This window comes from Nostoc sp. DSM 114161, assembly GCF_052692665.1.
Window position 1 is genome coordinate 2,879,747 of the sequence record NZ_CP195141.1, and the last position, 14,571, is coordinate 2,894,317.

Here is a 14,571-nt window from a genome sequence, read left to right on the forward strand (position 1 = left end):
AATTCAGGAGTCAGAATTCAGAATCCAGAAGTTGTTTAACTTTTGTAAAAATCTGCTGTCTAAAGCAATTAGCACAAATTCGAGCATTGATTTACTAATCAAAAAGCTCAAGTTTAGGCTATCAACATAGCTTGTGAAATGATGGTGGGCAATGCCCACCATTACGTTTTGCAAGCAAATTTTTGCTTGTTAATTAGTGAAAGTTGTGGGATTTGAAGGGTAATTATGAGTCAAGGTTTGAGTGAAGCAACAAGCCAATGGTTAATAGCAAAAGGCTATAATCCTCAGGAGTTGAATCAAGCAGGTGAAAATGGCGATACAGCTTTGATGAAAGCTACGAGAGAGGGTGTCTATGCTGTTGTTAAAGAACTGATTGATGCGGGTGCGGATATCAATGCTAGAAATAGCGATCGCAATAATGCTTTATGGTTTGCTTGTTTTGGCAACCACTACGATCTAATTCACTTACTGCTGGCTCACAACATTAACATTGATAACCAAAATGATAACGGTGCAACTGTTTTAATGTATGCAGCATCAGCCGGAAAAACAGAAGTCGTTAACTTACTCTTACAATACCATCCTAACTTAAATTTACAAAACTTAGACGACTATAAAGCAATTGATTTCGCCAGCAACGTAGAAGTTTTAAGGATACTCAAAAATGCCACAAAATAAAATATCGAGCAATGCCTTTCATGAGGCTACCAAGCATTCTTACTTATCGGTACAGATAGATCCAAATTATGTGGATGCTTCAACTCAACCATCTGCATTTAAATTCTATCCAAAATTTTATCCAAGAGTGAAATTAAATGTCAATAATCCCGTTCACTCTTTTATATCTTTAACTAGTGCGATAACACTAGAAAAAAAGTATAAAGATAATCTCGATAAATTGCGGGTGAATCCATCAGCAGGCGCTCTATATCCTACGGAAGTTTACGTACAGGTTCGCAAAATTCAGGGAATACTAGATGGAATTTATCACTTAGAAGTTGAGAATAATTGTCTAACACTTATCTATGAATTAATAGATGATGGGCTAGAGAGTTATATTATACCGAACAAAAGTATCAACGGATTCATATTTTTAATTAGTTGTGTTTATTATAGGTCTAGCTGGAAATATCAAAAGAGAAGCGCGAGATATTGCTTTTTAGATAGCGGACACCATTTAGGTGCGATCGCAGCTTCGGCTTATCTCCATGAAAAAGATATACAAGTAATTTTTGATTTTGATAAACTTGGTCTCAATTTAGCTTTGGGATTTGAGAATAAAGAGTTTATCACAGCTTGTGCGGTGTCGGGAGAATTACAAGAAAAGCAAGTCAGACCGTTAAGGATGAAAGTTCCTTTTGTTTGCGGTACTGATTACTTTGAAGCTAATCAATTCATTGAAGATACTTATCAAGCTACGGCTGTACAAAAGAGTAGTCAGCAAACACTCAAACAGCCTCACTTTAGCTTTGACAGGGATAAATTTCTTCAAACTGTATTGAATAGACGTTCTATTCGACGTTTCCGGAAAAAATCTATTTCTCAAGAAGATTATCTATATATAATGCAGCAACTTCAGCAGCCAATACCAACAGAAAATCATGAGGAAATAGATATTTACTCGGTGGTACATCGAGTAGAGGAAATGTCATGCGGATTATATAAAGGTACGCATTTGATTAAAACGGGTGATTTCAGCGAACAGACGGGTTACTTATGTATTAATCAAGCTATTGCCAAAGATAGCGCTGTAACTTTATTTTTTGTGTCTGATTATTTAAACTACCAAACCGCTATGCAAATAGCTGGTTTTCTAGGACAGAGGCTTTATTTAGCTAGTAATTATTTGGGAATTGGATGTAGTGGAATTGGTGCTTTCTACGATGATGAAACCCAAGAATTATTAGAGACAAATAAAGATGTACTTTACGCTATGGCGATTGGAATATAAGCAAGGAAGGAAAAAGAGATGGCTAGAAAGATGTATTTCTTAAATAGTGACGATTCGCATCCAGTACAACCAACATCGGCAGATATTATATTGCGGCAACAACTAGAGTATTCTATTAGTAGATATTTTTACGATGGTTGCGATCGCGCAATTCAAAATCTGTTATCTAATTGCCGGTGGTACGTAACAACCCATGCCAGCGCCATGACATTAGTAATTGAATGCCCTGACCAAGTTACCAACTGGCGCATCTTACAACAAATCGTACCAATGGGGACATTACTCAACCAAATCATCAGCAGCGCCAAAATCCGCGTCTGTCCCCCAGAAGGTCAAGGCGTACCTTTTGAAATGAGGGTAGATGAACTGTCTGTGTACCGTGATATGGCGGGATGAGGGGATGGGGAGACACGGAGACGCGGGGACGCGGAGAATAATTAAAATAACCAATGCCCGATGCCCTATGCCCCATGCCCCATACCCACATTTTTAATAAGTGCAACTACCTCTTCAAAAACCAAATCCGCAGAATGTTTAACAACAGGACTTAACTCTAGTCCCAAATCAAGATTTGCCGCTTCAATTAAATAAACTGTCACATCTTCAGGAAAATCATTTTGAAAGATTTTCCGCCCGGCGGCTAAAGCATTATCCCATCGAAAATCATGCAAATTATAACTAGGTTCTGGCAAAGCCTCTAGTTCTTTTCCTGGAACTTTAAACACAGCACCAGGCTCAGAATTAGTTGAACTGGCATCAATAATTATTAATTGTTTACTACCTCTAGCTTGAAACATTACTTCCATTCCTGCGGTGCCACAGTCATAAATTCGCACATCAGGATGAGGGTTTTGGGCTAGATATTTTTGTAGGCGTTGAGCGATGATTACGCCTACAGCATCGTCACTGCGATTGAGGTTTCCGCAACCAATAATAGTTAACATGAGATGAGGTTTTGCTGCCTTAGTTTAACCATATAACTATTACTTTTATTTCATAATTTATAACGAAAAATCTATTAATTATTTATAATAGTCATGGGTGTCGTTGATTTGATTGTATGAAAACGATCGCGCATCATAATCAAATCGTTGTAGAGACGTTGCATTGCAACGTCTCTACATTTGGATTAATACTAATTTCTTCAGTTTGCCAGAGCGATCGCATATTGTATACAAGCACGAATATCCTCTATTTGTAGCTCTGGATAGTAGTCTCGGATAATTTCTTCAAAAGAAAGCCCTTCATTGAGCAGTTCAAGAATGTTTTGTACAGTGATGCGTGTGCCTGCTATGCAAGGTTTACCGAAATGAATTTGTGAGTTAACTACAATTTTGTTCATTAACTATAAAGTAAATGTGTTTCCTCAATTTTAAGATAAAGCTAGCAAAGGAGGCAGTATGGCGACAATTACTATTCGCAATATATCTGATGAGTTAGTCGATCGCATTAAACGCTTGGCAGAACAAAAGGGGATTTCGATCGAGCAAGAAGTCCGCGATTTGTTGCAAAAACGCTATGGACAACGCGATGAAGTGCTTGCTCGTATTCGAGAACGGGCAAAGGCGTTACCGATGGAATCAGAAAGCCAAGTGCAGACTTGGAAATCAGAAGGACGACTCTGATGGTGATTGATACGATGGTATTTGCTTATATATATGACTCCAGATTCCATGCATAGAACAGTTGAAGAAATATCATTGAAAGCATGGCCAGCTTTTGAAACTATCAATCATCATGGTTGGGTGATGCGTTTTGCTGATGGCTACACCAAACGCGCAAATTCAGTGACAGTTTTGGATAAAATTGGTTTAGATATTGAAGAAAAAATTGCTTACTGCGAGTCTCAATATCGAGCGCGCAAACAAAACCCTATTTTTCGCTTGCTGTCATTTACTAAACCAGAGGTGTTAGATGAAAAGCTAGCCGCAAGGGGATATGAAATAATTGAGCCATCGCTAGTAATGGGTATGAGATTATCAGAGCGATCGCTAAATATTTTATCTGCTATTAATCAGGAAAATTTAGATGATTGGTTGGTTGCTTATCATAACTTAAAAGCTTCAGGAGAACAGCCATCAACTATTCATAAAATGATATTGGCAGCAATCAAGTCAGAAATTATATTTGCTTCATGCAAACAAAATGATGAAATTGTTGCTTGTGGGATAGGCGTTTTAGAAAGCGGTTATTTAGGTATTTTTGACATAGTTACGAGTTCGAGGCAAAGACGGCGCGGCTATGCAACAGCAATTATTCAAGGTTTGCTTCAATGGGGTATTAATAAAGGAGCTTGCTTTTCTTACATACAAGTAGTGCAGGCGAATATCCCAGCTCGTAACTTGTATGAAAAACTTGGCTATGAACCAATTTATGAATACTGGTATCGAGTAGGCTCCAATTAGAAATAGCTAAAACAGAGGCTCTGAGTAATAGTACAGACAAAGCCTCTAATAAATAATTCTTCAGCCGACAAAAATCATAGTTCTAGACCATGTTTTTTGGCAATTTCAGTAAGTTTTTCGTACTGATGTTGTGATGCTTTAGTTAATATTGCTTGTGCATCTTCTGGAGTTGTGCCTTCTTTAGGAATTAAATATTTTACATAAAGTGACACAAAATCAGCTACGACAGCCATACCAGATAAACCATGTTTGTCAGCTTCCTTACCAGCGATCGCTGCTACTAAACCTGCTTTAATTGGATCTGGTTTAACTTTCATGAACTGATCCACAAGCTTGGGAATATAATCTGCTGGTGGCAAATTAGCTAACTTACTTCTATCTGGAGTAAAGTTACATTCTGCGGCTTTTGCCTGTTCTAAAACACACCATTCTATGAATTCTTGCAATGCTGCATCGGGAACGCGAGGGAAATAGTTATGTAGTGCTAAATCAGACACAAGCTTACCATGTAAATTTATGTTTTATGCAAGTGCATTAAGGCAAGCCTAACGCACTGTTTCTATAAGTTTTAGTGTGTTACGCTACGAGTTTTGAATAATTAGTCATTAGTCATTGGTCATTAGTCATTAGTTATTCCCCGCTTGTTTGCATCTCCGTCATCTCCCCGCTTCATAATCTTCAGATGTTCTTGTCCCCAGTCGCAAAGAGCTTTTAAGACTGGTATAAGAGTTTTGCCATAATCTGTGAATGAATACCCTACTTTTAGAGGTACATCTGAGTAGACTTTTCGGTTAATAATTCCATCATTTTCTAGTTCGCGAAGTTGTTGAATGAGCATTTTCTCTGTAATTTCCGGAATCAATTTTTTCAATTGGCTGTATCGTTTTGCTTCATCTTTCAAGTGCCAGAGAATTAAAATCTTCCATTTCCCACCTAAAATTTTGAGCGTTGTTTGCACAAATAATGTGCCTTCAGTTTGCTGTTCGGGCATGTAATTTACTGAATTTAAACTTATATGTACTTACAAAAAAGTAAGTACTTTTCAAAAAGTAAGTATAAGTATACTTTTGGATTGGAGTAATTTCTGTCTCAATGCTGTAGAGGAAAATTATGGAAGTTTCAGGTGCAATTGCTTTGGTAACTGGCGCAAATGGAGGTTTAGGTAAGTACTTTGTAGAAGGGTTGAAAGCGCAAGGTGCAGCCAAAATTTATGCTGGCGCTCGCAAGGTAGAGGCGCTCAGCGAACTGGTTGCAACTGACCCGCAGCGAATTATCCCGATTCAGCTGGAAATTACTGATAAAGAATCTGTGCGCCAAGCTGCATTAAAATGTCAGGATGTCAACTTGTTGATTAATAATGCTGGTGTCGGCTTGAACAAAGGATTGATTGCTGCACCGGATTTATCCTCCGCTAGAGCAGAGATGGAAGTTAACTACTTTGGGACTTTGATTATGTGTCGTGCTTTTGCCCCAATTTTGAAACAAAATGGAGGTGGAGCGATCGCTAACATGGTGTCAATGGTGGCGCGGGTAAATCTTCCTTTTAATGGCAGCTATGGCGCTTCCAAAGCAGCAGTTTTGTCTATGACTCAGGCGATTCGCGCAGAATTGGCGGCTCAGAAAACGCTGGTAGTGGCAGTGTTACCAGGAGCGATTGATATTGGTATGGGCAAGTCTTTTCCCGATCCTAAAGTACCTCCAGAAGAAGTGGTTCGCGATACGCTGCAAGCTGTAATTGATGGTGTAGAAGAAGTTTATCCAGGCGAACAGGCTAAGCAACTCAATCAACAGCTAATGCAAGACCCCAAAGCAGTTGAAAAGATGATTGCGACATTTTTACCAGATTAGAAGACTTGGTGGGGCAGTTGGCGTAGCCCGCCCCAGGCATCGCCAAAATAGCAAATGTAGTCGTCGAAGTCGAAATTGTAGTGCCCAAAGTCGAAACTGTAGTACCGAAAGTCAAAATTGTAGTACCGAAAGTCGAAATTGTAGTACCCAAAGTCGAAACTGTAGTACCGAAAGTCGAAATTGTAGTGTCCAAAGTCAAAATTGTAGTACCGAAAGTCGAAATTGTAGTGCCCAAAGTCGAAACGGTAGTACCGAAAGTCAAAATTGTAGTACCCAAAATCGAAATTGTAGTACCCAAAATAGCAAATGCTTAGCTGTAAGCAGCTGTAGGCTTCACTGAAACAGCATAAGGCTTTTAGGCTAGTTTATTTTTCTTGATATAGTTTGGTTTTGTTCTGGTAACTTACTTAGAACAGATTGTAGTTCAGTAGACTATGAGTAATATTCCTGTTCTCAAAAATTCTGGAGCCGCAGTGAGGTCTAAACTAATGACTTTAATACTTGAAACTCAAAGGCTTTTGTTAAAACCAATTTTGCAGAATGGACTGAACACACTACACGCTATTTTCATCGACTCATACGTCAGAAGGTATCTGTGCGATGACAAAATTCTTCCATTGGAACAGGTTGAAGAAATGGTGAGAGAGAGCCAAAATAATTTTGAAGAAAAAAGATATGGTCTTTGGTTTATTGAGACTAAAAATGAGCAAGAAATTATTGGATTTGTTGGTTTGTGGACTTTTTTTGATGAACAACAGCCTCAATTAGTTTATGCTTTGCTGCCTAAAGCCACCAAACAAGGCTATGCTACCGAAGCGGCAACGAAGATATTAGAATATTCTTTTGATGAACTTAACTATAAATATCTTGTAGCAAGCTGCGATCGCCCAAACTTAGAGTCACAAAAATTAGTAGAAATAATTGGCACGATCGAGGTAGATGAAAAAATTATAAATGGCAATCCTTTAGTATTTTTCAAGATTGAAAAACCACTTATAAACTAAAAGGAGCATTAAAATTATCTGGCACTATAAAACGCCCTTTATCCTGTCCTAAACTGTTGAGCCGATTTGATGAGCAGCGAAATGAAACCAACTTAACAATGGGAACGCCTCGCTTGGAAATAATGATTTATTCTCCAAATTCTACGCGTGACAGAAGGTTTGAAAGGTTGTTTTTAGCTTGATGAATATTTACGGTTTTCATAAAATTAAACTAAGCTGGTAAACTAAGTTTAATATAATTGCTATTTGAAAATCTATCTATAAGTAAATGGTCTGGGAAAGGCATAGGCAGCACAAGCAGCAACCAGTAGAATATGCAATGATGAGGGTAAAAGTGAGTTAAGCTTATGCAAACTATTACTGACATTGGCACACTAATTGTTCGCACACCTGGAACTCTTGGTAGTCGTCCTCGAATTGCTGGAACTAGAGTATCTGTTCAACGAGTTGCAGCTTGGTATAAGACGGGAATGAATGCGGAAGAAATTGTTGAACGGATGGGTAATTTGACTCTTGCACAAGTTTATGCAGCTTTAACTTATTACCATGCAAATCAGGAAGAGATTGAAGATTATCTCATTGCTGAAAAGTCAAGCTACGAACAACTGGCTAATGAAATGGTTCAGTCAGTATGACTGTTTAAGAAACAAGGGCATGATTGAAGATTATGAAGTGAAAAATACGCGTGAGTGGCGTTTAGAGAAGCGATTTCAAGTTGAAAATGGATATCGCTTTGTCTCAGAGCTTGAACCACAGGAATTTCAAAAAGCTCGTGGAATTTTTACCTTATCACGGGTTGGATTTAGTGAATCATGCGATTATGGGCTTGTTCACATTGCTTACCCTGTGTGTGGGTACTATTTATTGTTTCACTTCAATGGAGCTATTTGGCAACGACAGGTGTATTTTATGTCTTATGTTGTGTGAATTGAGCAAGCAGACTCAAAATAGCTGCTTGGGAAACTCCAAACTACAAAAACTTCGGTGCGTTGCCCTACGACTAACGCACCTGATAATTAAATTAAGCAGTCCGAAAACGTGCCAACTCCTCACCCGTCTTCGCATCATGGGCGTGAACAGTACACACCAAACAAGAATCAAACGATCGCGCCACATGACCAACTTCCACCGGATCGCTAGAATCGTAAATGGGTGTGCCAATTAAAGCTTCTTCAATGGGGCCGCGCTTTCCTTGGCCGTCACGAGGGCCGATATTCCAAGTACCAGGCGCAATCACTTGGTAATTCTTAATCTTACCGCCTTCTATTTCCACCCAGTGGCACAAAGAACCCCGCGCTGCTTCCGTTGCACCCCAACCCTTGCCATCTTTTTCTTTGGGTTTGATATACCAAGGGTCGTTTAATTTAAATTCGCGCAAGCAATGTTCGGCTTGACGATATAACTTGACAATTTCGTGAAGTCGTGCTAACTGACGTACATGAATACTAGGGCCCTTCATCTGCTTGAAGACATCGAGGATGAAGGGGTCGTAGTGTTGCCAAGATTCGCCGTGTTTGCCACCTGCAACTAATTGCCGCGCTAAGGGGCCAGCTTCTAAACGCCCGAAATCTTTGTGCAGGACGGCACTTGCCCAGGAATAGGCGTTATCGAAGTCTTTGGTATTATTGGCAATGGGTTTAGTATTGCGATCGCCAGGATGAATATCCGCAGTCCCTTCATCGTACCAGGAGTGAGTTGTATTCTCGCGGGTAAAGGACTGATCCATTAAGACGTGAGTATCAGTGAAGCTGTCATAAACTCCACTTTTCATAATCATTGCTGCGTTTCGTCCTTCAATGGTCGGCTTTTGGTATTTATCCTCATGGGCTAAATATCCCCAAGTGACATATTTACCAACGCCAGCGCCATATCTATCTAAACCGATGTCCAAACCCATGCGCCAATAAAAACCCAAGTCAGACTCTCGATGATTGCGGTTTTCATCCAACCAGTCCAAAAAGTCATCATAACTTTGGATTTGTTCGTAACGTTCTAAAGAACAACCCAACCAAACTGGTTCTAACCAATTGGTGCGGAAATATTCCAGAATCGCCCAAGCGCGGGTAATATCCGTGAGGGTGGGGGCGCACATCACGCCACCAGGCACCATATAACTGCTGTGAGGCCATTGACCGCCCAATAGCGCATAAATTTCTACAGGTTTGGCAGAAATTGTCACGCCTAATTCGTAAGATTTACCAGTGAAGGCGGCAAAGCGTCTGGTAGCTTCGTCATAAAAGCGACTATTGCGGTATTTTTTATTAGTCAAATCAATGGCAAACAATCCATAAAAATAACGGGGAATACTTTGGATTGTTTCGACAATTTGACCGAGATTTCTTGCCAAAATTGCATTGCGGGGAACTTCTGTTTCCCAAGCTGTATCTAAAGCCCATGATGCCGAAGTTAAGTGAGAACCACCGCAAATTCCGCAAATTCGAGGCGTGACAATTAATCCGGCTTGGGGGTCTTTACCGCGTAAGATAATTTCAAATCCGCGAAATAATTCCGCATGAGTCCAGGCGTTGACTACTCTTCCGTGTTCGATATCAACTCGGACATCTAAATCGCCTTCAACTCTACCAACGGGCGATATATCTAATGTTTGAATTGTCATTAGTCATTTGTCCTTGGTCATTGGTCATTAGTCTTTGGTCATTGGTCATTGGTCATTAGTCATTGGTCATTGGTCATTGGTTTTTCACAAAGGACAAAGGACAAATGACAAAGGACGAATGACTAAACTGTAAAAAAGTCTTCTTCTGCCCAAGGTGGTGCTGCGTCTTTTGCCACCATTGTGAGTATGGCGTAGTCTTTTTTGTTGACTCCTGGCGGTAATTCTTTAGGAACCCCCATAACTGTTTGGGTTTTAAATACGGTTCCTGGTTTGAGGTCAAAGAAGGGAAATTCTGGTTCGGTGCAACCCAAACAAGGCATCCCGGCGCGGGTTTTGGAGGAGACGCGATTCCATAGGATGCGGTTGCAGGAGGAATGGGTCATGGGACCGCGACAACCCAAGTCATAAAACAGGCATCCTTTACGCTGACCGAATTCGGCGGTTGATGCTTTGTAGGCAAAGTGGACGTTACGAGTACAACCTGTTTGGGTATAGGTGTTGAAGAACGTTTGCGGACGATGCAGTTCATCGAGGGCGATGTCTGCTATGCGTCCAGTAGCGATCGCCACTAATATCTGCGTAATCCAATCGGGATGTGCGGGACATCCAGGAATGTTAATTACAGGTAATCCGGCTTGGGAGACGAAATCTTTGCCTAAAAAGCCGCCTTCTTGACGCTTGAGAAATTGTAACCCTTCCGATTCGCTGGGGTTGGGCGACATGGCGGGAATTCCTCCCCAGGTGGCACAGTCTCCCACAGCGACGATAAATTTGGCTGCTTTGGCGAGGTCTGTTAACCAATCTTTCATGGGGCGATCGGCAAAGCGATTCCATTCCCCAGTGCCGTTGGGAGCGTTGACAACACTACCTTCAAACACCAAAATATCTAGCGGAATTGTCTCAGAAATGCAATCCCGCAGCAGTGTTTGTAAGTTGTCGCCTAGTTCCAATCCCAAGGATGGATGCCAAAGTACCTTGATGCCAAAGTCGGCAATTAAATCGCAGACTGTCGGTTCTTCGGCGTTGAGAAATGACATGGTGTTACCGGAACAAGCACCACCTTGTAGCCACAGTACGTTAGTCATCGGCTATATGTTTTTCTATTGTTTACCAGACTCAGTGCTAAGTCCTAAGTCAGAAGTTACGAAGTTCTTCCCCTACTTCCTCATTTCCCCGATATTACCCACTCTCTACTTCCTACTCAGCACTGTGGATTGTGCATAATGTAGACGGTCAAGCTTGTAGAGTGTCACTTGTTTCTCTATATTTATTTTTCAACATAAGGTATTTTTTGATTCAACTCTCTTTTATTAAAAAAGAATTAATTATTAACATTGGCAGAGATTCCATCAAAGTAATTTAAACGATTATTTTTTTAATTTATGTAAAATCATTAACAAATAAAAAAATCCTAAAAATAAAATTGCTACTAATTTGAAATAAGAATGTGAATGAGGAGGGGTCACCAATCCCCTTATTAATAAAACCTTCTGCCTCCTGACTTCTGAATAGATTGTCAAAAAAGTTGCATATAAACAGACGGCATATATGTATGTCAACAATTCTATAAAGAATATTTTGATTGTGTATAGCAATGATACAAAAGATATTTTGAAAATATTCAGGTGTTTAAAGCTGACATTAATATTGGCAATTCCCCCCTAGAATTTGAGAAATAGAATGTTTTATATTTTAGGGATTGGGAATTGGGCATGGGGTATTGGTTATTCCCCGCGTCTTTCGATCTCCCTTATCTTCCTAGTCCCCAGTCACCAGTTCCTAAAGGGGAATTCCGCCAAAAGGACTCGAAGCCTGCGTAAATCAGTATGGCCCGTGATGAGACGCCAAAGTGTGTCTTAATCATTTGTGGGTGTCAGGAAACTCAAATTCCAGTTGGCTAGAGTATGGCAGAGTTATGACCCCTAGCATTACAGATTCAGCGGTGAAGGCTGCGATCGCGGCTATTACTTTAGAGTCAGCTTCAGCAGATGAAAAAATTCAAATGCTGATTGAAATCGCCCAAGGCTTTCAAAAAAAGCCCAAAACAGCCCAAGATTTGCGGAATGCAGTTAGCCTATATTACCGGGCTTATGAGATGTGTGGTGAGGAGTATCCCCTACTGAAAGCCAGGGCGCAAGTGGGGATGGCAGGAACGTTACAGGCAATACCGGATGTTAGCACGCAACTGCTAGTACAAGCGAAAGTCGGTTATGAAGAAGCGATACCGATTTTACAACAATTAGCTTCGCCAGAAGAATTGGCGGAAGCACAGATGAATTTTGGGCTAGTGTTACAGTCACTTGTGCCGTATAATTTAGCGCGGATAACTGATAGTATCCAAGCGTATCATGAAGCTTTGCGGGTATTTACTTGGCAGGATTACCCACAAGAATATGCTATTTTATACAATAATATTGCGATCGCTTATCTTTCCATGCCCTTAGCATCGGAACGGGAATATTTGCGTCAAGGGTTAGCAGTGCAATCATTTGAGACGGCACTAAAGCATATTAATCTCATTGACCATCCCAGAGAATATGCGATGTTGCAAAATAATTTGGGTAACGCTTTGCAATATTTAGTGAGTTCTCATCCTGTGGAGAATAACTTAAAAGCGATCGCGGCTTATGACGAAGCCCTAAAAGTGCGTAATTCCAAAGATACGCCCCTAGAGTACGCTAACACAATTTCCAACAAAGCTAACGCCTTATTCAACTTACCCGACGACCCAGAAAAACCAGAAGCAGGTAATTCTAATAACCTATTACAAGCACGTGCATACTATCAGCAAGCTTTAGAAATATTTACCAACCATCAGCAAATAGAACAAGCTGAAATAGTAGCCAAAGCATTACAAGATGTGCAATTAGAAATTAATAGTTAGAAGTTATGAGTTATGAATTTTGCCGTTGCTGAATTTGAATATAAAATTTAAAAACTAACTCTCCTCAACTCTTACTCTCTGCGACTCTGCGCCTCTGCGTGAAATAAATCATCTTCATACTCAGTAACTCCAGAATTTTTTATCTAACTTAACTCCTAACTCTTCAACCACCCAACTCAAGCCAGGAGGAAAATAAAGAATGCAAGATATATTGCTAACCATTACTACAGGAGATTTTCTCACAAATTTAGCAGCAGGCGAACTCAACCTCGCAACAGAATTTGTCTGGCTAATTACAGCAACAGTTTTATCTATGATTGGCGGCGCTATTGGCGGGATGCTATTAGCAGGTAAAGACATAGGCTATCAGTTTTCTGCAATGCTTGGTGCTTTATTTGCTCCTGCTGGCGTAATTCCTGCCATTATTATAGGTCTAGCCATACTCAATTTCTTAACTAGTTATTAGGAGGAAATATGTTACAACTCGGCTGGTATTCTGCTAAATTATTTTTTAAAGGAAAGCTACTGCGCGACCCTATATATTTTGTTCAGCAAATTACTATTGCTAGTGCTGTAGGTTCGCTACTACTTGTGTTATTTGCACAAGCACAAATACCTTTCTGCTTACCAATAACGTTATCTAGCTTAGTGACAGGAATGATTATGCCATTTCTGCTTAAAGATTTCAAAACGAAGTGAGTTGTATATTTGTCATTAGTCATTGGCCATTAAAAAGTTCTAAATAACCGATGACCAATGCCCAATGCCCCATGCCCTATGCCCCACATTCTATGTCTAACCTTGAAGAATTAGTTCAGGAAATTAACCGCTTTGAGGCAATTATATCCGAGTGGGATGAAAGCCAAAGGTGTGTAGCAGTAGGCTTGAAAAGAGCAATTGAAGCTTTGCACAAAGCAGCATTGACGAATTTCATTAAAAGCCTAAAAGAAGAATCAATGCCAGCTTTGCGTCATGCTGTTAGTGATGAAGTAGTATACGCTGTATTGCTTTATCACGAATTAGTTAAACCGCCAAAACCATCACTAGAACAGCGCATTCAATCTGCCCTTGAAGAAGTTCGCCCAGGCTTAAAAAGCCATAACGGAGATGTAGAATTAGTGGCAATTAAACCACCGGATACAGTAGAAGTTAAGTTAATAGGAACTTGCAGCAGTTGTCCGGCTTCTACTTTAACTTTATCTCAAGGAATAGAACAAGCAATCAAAAATCATTGTCCTGAAATTACGAAAGTTGTCGCTGTCAATCATGATACTGTTAAAACTGCTAATTCTAATTTCATCAGTCCATTTTCTTCGCAGTTAACTTCTAGTTGGGTAAAAGTAGCAACTCTCGAACAAGTTCCCGAATTGGGTGTGTTAGCAGTACAACTTGCTGGTACTTCGCTAATTTTATATCGCCAAGGTGTTACGTTGAAATGTTATCGTAATGCTTGCGCTCATCTAGGAAATCCTTTAGAAGGTGGTAAGGTTGAAAATGGTATTATTACTTGCCCTTATCACGGATTTGAGTATAATTTAGACACAGGTAAATGTTTGACTGTACTTGATATTTCGCTTCAGTCATATCCAGTCAACATTAAGGGTGATAAGGTTTTTGTGAAACTGCAAAAAGCTGGGTAAAATTTATCGACTATATTTTTTGTTTCACGCAGAGGAGCCACTGCGTTGGGCGGGTTCCCCGACTTGTTCGCCCTTGGCGTTCCCGTAGGGTAGCAAGTGGCGTCGCGCAGAGAAGAGGAGGCAAAGAAAAAATTTAGCAATAAGTTTGTTGATTATTTTATCTCAGAAATATCAAAATGTTACTGTTGTTACATGCTGTTAAACATTAATGTTTTTAAATAT

20 protein-coding genes and 1 pseudogene are annotated in these 14,571 nt (G+C 40.0%); 14 read left to right on the plus strand and 7 right to left on the minus strand.

What is annotated here, in order from left to right; translation table 11 throughout:
- Positions 1-225: 225 nt before the first annotated feature.
- Genes NSTC745_RS12635 through NSTC745_RS12645 form a run of 3 tightly spaced genes read left to right on the plus strand, consistent with a single transcriptional unit; the run spans position 226 to position 2,347 of the window.
- Positions 226-678 (plus strand): ankyrin repeat domain-containing protein, encoded by a 453-nt coding sequence (locus tag NSTC745_RS12635; RefSeq protein WP_445637440.1) that lies wholly within the window; start codon positions 226-228, stop codon positions 676-678.
- A complete protein-coding gene (locus tag NSTC745_RS12640) occupies positions 665-1,951 on the plus strand; it encodes a SagB/ThcOx family dehydrogenase (protein WP_445637441.1) in 1,287 nt (428 codons plus the stop codon). The genes NSTC745_RS12635 and NSTC745_RS12640 overlap by 14 nt, the downstream gene beginning before the upstream one ends.
- Positions 1,952-1,969: 18 nt before the next feature.
- Positions 1,970-2,347, plus strand: a complete 378-nt coding sequence (locus NSTC745_RS12645) for a hypothetical protein (RefSeq protein ID WP_445637442.1) — start codon at positions 1,970-1,972, stop codon at positions 2,345-2,347.
- 65 nt (positions 2,348-2,412) lie between these two features.
- Here the strand turns inward: NSTC745_RS12645 and NSTC745_RS12650 are convergent, their stop codons facing one another.
- Positions 2,413-2,895 (minus strand): hydrogenase maturation protease, encoded by a 483-nt coding sequence (locus NSTC745_RS12650; protein WP_445637443.1) that lies wholly within the window; start codon positions 2,893-2,895, stop codon positions 2,413-2,415.
- Between the two features lie 200 nt (positions 2,896-3,095).
- Positions 3,096-3,293, minus strand: coding sequence for a DUF433 domain-containing protein (locus tag NSTC745_RS12655; protein WP_445637444.1), 198 nt, complete (start codon positions 3,291-3,293; stop codon positions 3,096-3,098).
- 58 nt (positions 3,294-3,351) lie between these two features.
- Between NSTC745_RS12655 and NSTC745_RS12660 the strand changes: the two genes are divergently transcribed.
- The gene (locus tag NSTC745_RS12660) at positions 3,352-3,576 is read left to right on the plus strand and encodes a FitA-like ribbon-helix-helix domain-containing protein (RefSeq protein WP_445637445.1); all 225 of its coding nucleotides are present in this window, start codon (positions 3,352-3,354) and stop codon (positions 3,574-3,576) included.
- A 48-nt stretch (positions 3,577-3,624) separates the two neighbouring features.
- Complete coding sequence (locus NSTC745_RS12665; protein WP_445637446.1) at positions 3,625-4,356, plus strand: GNAT family N-acetyltransferase; 732 nt, start codon at positions 3,625-3,627, stop codon at positions 4,354-4,356.
- A gap of 74 nt (positions 4,357-4,430) precedes the next feature.
- On the opposite strand, the gene NSTC745_RS12670 is transcribed toward NSTC745_RS12665, so the two are convergent.
- Together NSTC745_RS12670 and NSTC745_RS12675 are read right to left on the minus strand one after the other, a co-directional pair.
- Complete coding sequence (locus NSTC745_RS12670; RefSeq protein WP_445637447.1) at positions 4,431-4,853, minus strand: hypothetical protein; 423 nt, start codon at positions 4,851-4,853, stop codon at positions 4,431-4,433.
- A gap of 122 nt (positions 4,854-4,975) precedes the next feature.
- Entirely contained in the window at positions 4,976-5,347 is a 372-nt protein-coding gene (locus tag NSTC745_RS12675) for a winged helix-turn-helix transcriptional regulator (RefSeq protein ID WP_445637448.1), read from the minus strand.
- Between the two features lie 119 nt (positions 5,348-5,466).
- Between NSTC745_RS12675 and NSTC745_RS12680 the strand changes: the two genes are divergently transcribed.
- The 3 genes from NSTC745_RS12680 to NSTC745_RS12690 all read left to right on the plus strand — a co-directional run bounded on the left by NSTC745_RS12680 (position 5,467) and on the right by NSTC745_RS12690 (position 7,208).
- Entirely contained in the window at positions 5,467-6,204 is a 738-nt protein-coding gene (locus NSTC745_RS12680) for an SDR family oxidoreductase (RefSeq protein ID WP_445637449.1), read from the plus strand.
- 80 nt (positions 6,205-6,284) lie between these two features.
- Positions 6,285-6,518, plus strand: a complete 234-nt coding sequence (locus NSTC745_RS12685) for a hypothetical protein (RefSeq protein ID WP_445637450.1) — start codon at positions 6,285-6,287, stop codon at positions 6,516-6,518.
- 120 nt (positions 6,519-6,638) lie between these two features.
- Positions 6,639-7,208, plus strand: coding sequence for a GNAT family N-acetyltransferase (locus tag NSTC745_RS12690; protein WP_445637451.1), 570 nt, complete (start codon positions 6,639-6,641; stop codon positions 7,206-7,208).
- Here NSTC745_RS12690 and NSTC745_RS12695 read toward each other — a convergent pair.
- Positions 7,198-7,410: pseudogene (locus tag NSTC745_RS12695) on the minus strand (type II toxin-antitoxin system Phd/YefM family antitoxin). The gene NSTC745_RS12690 and the pseudogene NSTC745_RS12695 sit on opposite strands and share 11 nt — an antisense overlap.
- A gap of 145 nt (positions 7,411-7,555) precedes the next feature.
- Between NSTC745_RS12695 and NSTC745_RS12700 the strand changes: the two are divergent.
- Both NSTC745_RS12700 and NSTC745_RS12705 read left to right on the plus strand, forming a co-directional pair.
- Positions 7,556-7,843 carry a DUF433 domain-containing protein gene (locus NSTC745_RS12700; RefSeq protein WP_445637452.1) on the plus strand — a complete coding sequence of 96 codons (288 nt, stop codon included), beginning with the start codon at positions 7,556-7,558 and terminating at the stop codon, positions 7,841-7,843.
- A 19-nt stretch (positions 7,844-7,862) separates the two neighbouring features.
- A complete protein-coding gene (locus tag NSTC745_RS12705; protein ID WP_445637453.1) occupies positions 7,863-8,135 on the plus strand; it encodes a hypothetical protein in 273 nt (90 codons plus the stop codon).
- A 94-nt stretch (positions 8,136-8,229) separates the two neighbouring features.
- On the opposite strand, the gene NSTC745_RS12710 is transcribed toward NSTC745_RS12705, so the two are convergent.
- Complete coding sequence (locus NSTC745_RS12710) at positions 8,230-9,825, minus strand: nickel-dependent hydrogenase large subunit (RefSeq protein WP_445637454.1); 1,596 nt, start codon at positions 9,823-9,825, stop codon at positions 8,230-8,232.
- Between the two features lie 122 nt (positions 9,826-9,947).
- A complete protein-coding gene (locus tag NSTC745_RS12715) occupies positions 9,948-10,910 on the minus strand; it encodes a hydrogenase (RefSeq protein WP_445637455.1) in 963 nt (320 codons plus the stop codon).
- Between the two features lie 830 nt (positions 10,911-11,740).
- Between NSTC745_RS12715 and NSTC745_RS12720 the strand changes: the two genes are divergently transcribed.
- From NSTC745_RS12720 to NSTC745_RS12735, 4 genes are all read left to right on the plus strand, one after another.
- The gene (locus tag NSTC745_RS12720; RefSeq protein WP_445637456.1) at positions 11,741-12,709 is read left to right on the plus strand and encodes a hypothetical protein; all 969 of its coding nucleotides are present in this window, start codon (positions 11,741-11,743) and stop codon (positions 12,707-12,709) included.
- Positions 12,710-12,908: 199 nt separating this feature from the next.
- Positions 12,909-13,175, plus strand: a complete 267-nt coding sequence (locus NSTC745_RS12725) for a hypothetical protein (RefSeq protein WP_445637457.1) — start codon at positions 12,909-12,911, stop codon at positions 13,173-13,175.
- 8 nt (positions 13,176-13,183) lie between these two features.
- A complete protein-coding gene (locus NSTC745_RS12730) occupies positions 13,184-13,408 on the plus strand; it encodes a hypothetical protein (RefSeq protein WP_445637458.1) in 225 nt (74 codons plus the stop codon).
- A gap of 92 nt (positions 13,409-13,500) precedes the next feature.
- Positions 13,501-14,349 (plus strand): NifU family protein, encoded by an 849-nt coding sequence (locus NSTC745_RS12735; RefSeq protein ID WP_445637459.1) that lies wholly within the window; start codon positions 13,501-13,503, stop codon positions 14,347-14,349.
- The last annotated feature ends 222 nt before the right edge of the window (positions 14,350-14,571 follow it).